General features: G+C 54.3%; 2 protein-coding genes. Both read left to right on the top strand.

Features of this window, described 5'->3' with window-relative positions; genetic code table 11:
- The first annotated feature begins 68 nt into the window (after window positions 1–68).
- Window positions 69–692 carry a protein adenylyltransferase Fic gene (gene fic / locus DMP11_RS10005; protein ID WP_123186342.1) on the top strand — a complete coding sequence of 208 codons (624 nt, stop codon included), beginning with the start codon at window positions 69–71 and terminating at the stop codon, window positions 690–692.
- A gap of 3 nt (window positions 693–695) precedes the next feature.
- Window positions 696–3,926: a type I restriction endonuclease subunit R, EcoR124 family gene (locus tag DMP11_RS10010; RefSeq protein WP_123186343.1), complete on the top strand. Its 3,231-nt coding sequence runs from the start codon at window positions 696–698 to the stop codon at window positions 3,924–3,926.
- The last annotated feature ends 30 nt before the right edge of the window (window positions 3,927–3,956 follow it).

Here is a 3,956-nt window from a genome sequence, read left to right on the forward strand (position 1 = left end):
TTGGGAATATTGAAAAACCTCAAGCAGGCTTGCCTTGAGAAGATGTTCATTTGAGGGGAGCGGCTTCCGTGACACTGAAAAACAAGCTTGGCATTCATAATCCGGTAGAGCTTGCTCGCCAGGAAGAGCTCTTGTCAAAGAGCCGAGCCCTTGAGCTCTTTGATTCGGGCCTCCTCGATTCATTTGAGGTGGGAACGTATGAGGGTTTGCGGCGTATCCACGAGTTTCTTTTCCAGGATGTCTACGATTTCGCGGGGGAGATGCGTACGGCGGATATCTCGAAAGGAGGCTTCCGCTTCGCCTCGGCGTTGTATTTGCGGCCGGCGCTGGAGAGCATAAGCGCGATGCCCCAGACCACCTTCGACGAGATTGTGGAGAAATATGTCGAGATGAACGTTGCGCATCCTTTCTGGGAGGGAAATGGCCGAAGCACGCGCATTTGGTTAGATGTCATATTTCGCCAAGAGCTGGGCAAAGTAATCGACTGGAGTCTCATCGACAAAGACGATTATCTTTTCGCCATGGAGCGCAGCCCCGTTCGGGATGTTGAGATAAAGCATCTCCTGCGAAGCGCCCTTACCGATCGCGCCTCTGATCGCGAAGTATTCATGAAGGGAGTCGATGCGAGCTATCGCTATGAGGGTTTTGGGGAGTATGAGACGGGCAAGGTTCCCGGAGAGGTTGAGGGGTAGCCGATGGTATTCGATAGCGAAGTGGCTTTTGAGAAAGCCGTAGTTGAGAGCCTGAAATCTCATGGCTGGGACGATGCCGGCGGCGTGTTGCGCTATCCTACCGAACAGGACCTCATTGACAATTGGGCGGCAATTCTGTTTGAGAATAATAAGCATCGCGACTGCCTGGACGGCCATCCGCTCACTTCAACCGAAATGCAGCAGGTAATCGAGCAAGTGGTGGCAAAACGGACGCCCTTAGCTATAAACGAGCTTATCAACGGCAAGGAAATCGTCATCACGCGCGACAATCCCGACGACAAGTTGCATGAGGGTCGCAACGTGGTGCTGAAGATTTTCCATCGCGACGAAATTGCTGGTGGGTCCAGCCGCTACCAGATTGTCCAGCAGCCGGTGTTTCCCTCTAAGACCAAGGTGGGTCATGACCGCCGGGGCGACTTGATGCTGCTGATCAACGGCATGCCGTTGTTTCACATCGAGCTAAAGAAAAGCGGCGTTCCGGTAGGCGATGCTGCTGGGCAAATTCAGAAGTATGCACATGAAGGGGTCTTTTCACGTCTATTCTCAATGGTGCAGATTTTCGTAGCCATGACGCCGGAGGAGACGAAATATTTCGCCAATCCGGGCCCCGATGGGAAGTTCAACGAAAAGCTCCAGTTTCACTGGGCGGATTTCAACAACAACCCGGTCAACCAATGGCAAGATGTAATTAACCTGCTGCTTAGCATCCCCATGGCCCATCAGCTTATTGGCTACTACACAGTTGCCGACGACTCCGACGGGGTGCTAAAGGTAATGCGTAGCTACCAATACTTTGCTGCCCATCGCATTTCTGATCGAGTAACAAAAATTAATCGCGACAAGCTGTGGGGCACGAAAGGGCTGAAGGGCGGCTACGTGTGGCACACCACTGGCAGCGGCAAAACCATGACCAGCTTCAAGTGCGCTCAGCTTATTGCCAATTCTCGCGATGCCGACAAAGTTGTGTTTTTGGTGGACCGTATTGAGCTGGGTACGCAATCGCTGGAGCAGTATCGCTCGTTTGCCAGCGCCACCGAGGCAGTGCAGGCAACCGAGGACACCCATCAGCTGAAAGCCAAGCTAAGGAGCAGCGATCCGTCCGACACTCTCATCGTCACCTCTATTCAGAAGATGGGGAACCTTGATGAAGACGCGATGAGTTCGGCAGATTTGGAAGCCATTCGCAAAAAGCGTCTGGTGTTCATTGTCGACGAGTGCCATCGGTCCACCTTCGGCAAGAATATGGAAACCATACGGCGCTCTTTCCCGGCGGCTGTGCTGTTCGGGTTTACGGGTACGCCCATCCAGGACGAGAATCGCAAGAAATTGAGTACCACCACTGATGTGTTTGGCGACGAGCTGCATCGCTACAGCATCGCGGATGGCATTCGCGACGGCAACGTGCTGGGTTTCGATACCTATCCCGTCGCTACCTATCCAGATCTTGATTTGCGACAGGCGGTGGCGTTGGAGGAGGCGAAAGCTTCCAGCATTGAGCAGGTGGCAGGCGACCCACGGCGTGTTCGCACCTACTATCACATTATGAATGATCTGCCCATGGCCCCCTATGTGGACGAGCTGGGGCGGAACATTCATGGTATTGAAAGCATGGTGCCGGAATCGCAGTACGGGACGCCTGATCAGCCGGATGTGACGGAGCATCAGCGCCAGGTGGTGGCCGACATCATAAAGCGATGGCCGCATTTTAGCCGCGCGGGAAAGTTCCACGCGATTTTCGCCACCCACTCCATTCCGGAGGCTATCGAGTACTATCACCTGTTCAAGCAGCAAGCCCCCGACCTGCGCGTTACCGTTTTGGTGGATCCCTCCATAGATAACGACCAAGGGCAAATCGATCGGGCACTTATTAAGCAGGATGCCCTCAGAGAGATAATTGACGACTACAACGAGCGCTACGGCAAGGAGTACACGCTGGGCTCGTGGGGCTCGTTTAAGAAGGATGTGTCCAACCGGCTGGCCCATAAACAGCAGTATATGGGCATTGATAAAAGACGCGAAGAGTATCTGGACATCCTGATAGTGGTGGACCAGATGCTCACGGGCTTTGACTCCAAATGGATCAACACCCTCTATTTGGACAAGATGCTGCATTACGAGATGATTATCCAGGCGTTTAGCCGTACCAATCGCTTGTTTAATGAGAACGAGAAGCAGGCGGGAACCATTCGCTACTACCGCCGTCCTCACACGATGAAGAAGCTGGTGGAGGACGCTGTGAAGTTGTATTCAGGCGACAAGCCTTTTGGGTTGTTTGTGCCGAAGCTGGAAGAGAATTTGCGGGCCCTGAGCGATGTGTTTGAGGAGATAGTATCGGTTTTCGAGGCCGATGGAGTGCAGGGGTTCATGCGACTTCCGGACGACCCCGCAGCTAAGGGAAAGTTTGCGAAGCTGTTCCGGGAGCTGGATTTGCTGCTTGAGGCCTCGAAGGTGCAAGGATTTTCCTGGGAGCAGCTGGACTACTATTTCCCTCCAAGTGAAGAGCTGGTGGAGCACATTGGGGCTTCCGAAGAAGATATTCCTTCCCAGCAGCGGGTGGAGCGCGTGGCTTTCTCGGTCCCGCTTACCGAGACGGACTTTCTCACGCTCGCCCAGCGCTACAAGGAGCTCCCTGCAGCGGGGACGCGCGAGCGGGGAGGGGCCGACATTCCTTATGACATCAGCGGATACCTGATGGACATCGACACAACCCGGATTGACCGAGATTACATGAACGCCAATTTTACAAAGTGGCTAAAGCAGCTTGAGCTAGAGGGGGCAAATGCGGAGGCTACGGAGGCGGCGCTTGCTGCCCTGCATAAGACCTTTGCGTCGTTGAGCCAAGACGAGCAGAAGTATGCCAACCTGTTTATTCACGACGTTCAGAGTGGGGACGTGTTCGTGGATCCGTCCAAAACCTTCCGCGACTACATAACCGAGTACCGGCGCCAGGCTCAAGACGAGCGCATTGCACAAGCGGGGAATTTGCTGGGCGTAGATGTTGCGAAACTGGCGGAGCTTCTTGCAGCCGCACCCGACGGGGACAATCTGAATGAATTTAGTCGATTTGATAAGCTGGTCGAAACGATGGATGTGGGCCGGGCGCGGGAGTACTTTTCCGCAAAAGAGGGCTCGTCTGTGCCCGCATTCAGGGTAAAAGCGCGTGCTTACAAACTGCTCCAGAAGTTTGTTCTGGATGGCGGCTGCGATCTTTAAGGGCGGGCGCCGCTTGGCGCTCGTCCCTCC

The sequence above is a fragment of the Parvibacter caecicola genome, from assembly GCF_003725335.1.
Lineage (GTDB): Bacteria > Actinomycetota > Coriobacteriia > Coriobacteriales > Eggerthellaceae > Parvibacter > Parvibacter caecicola.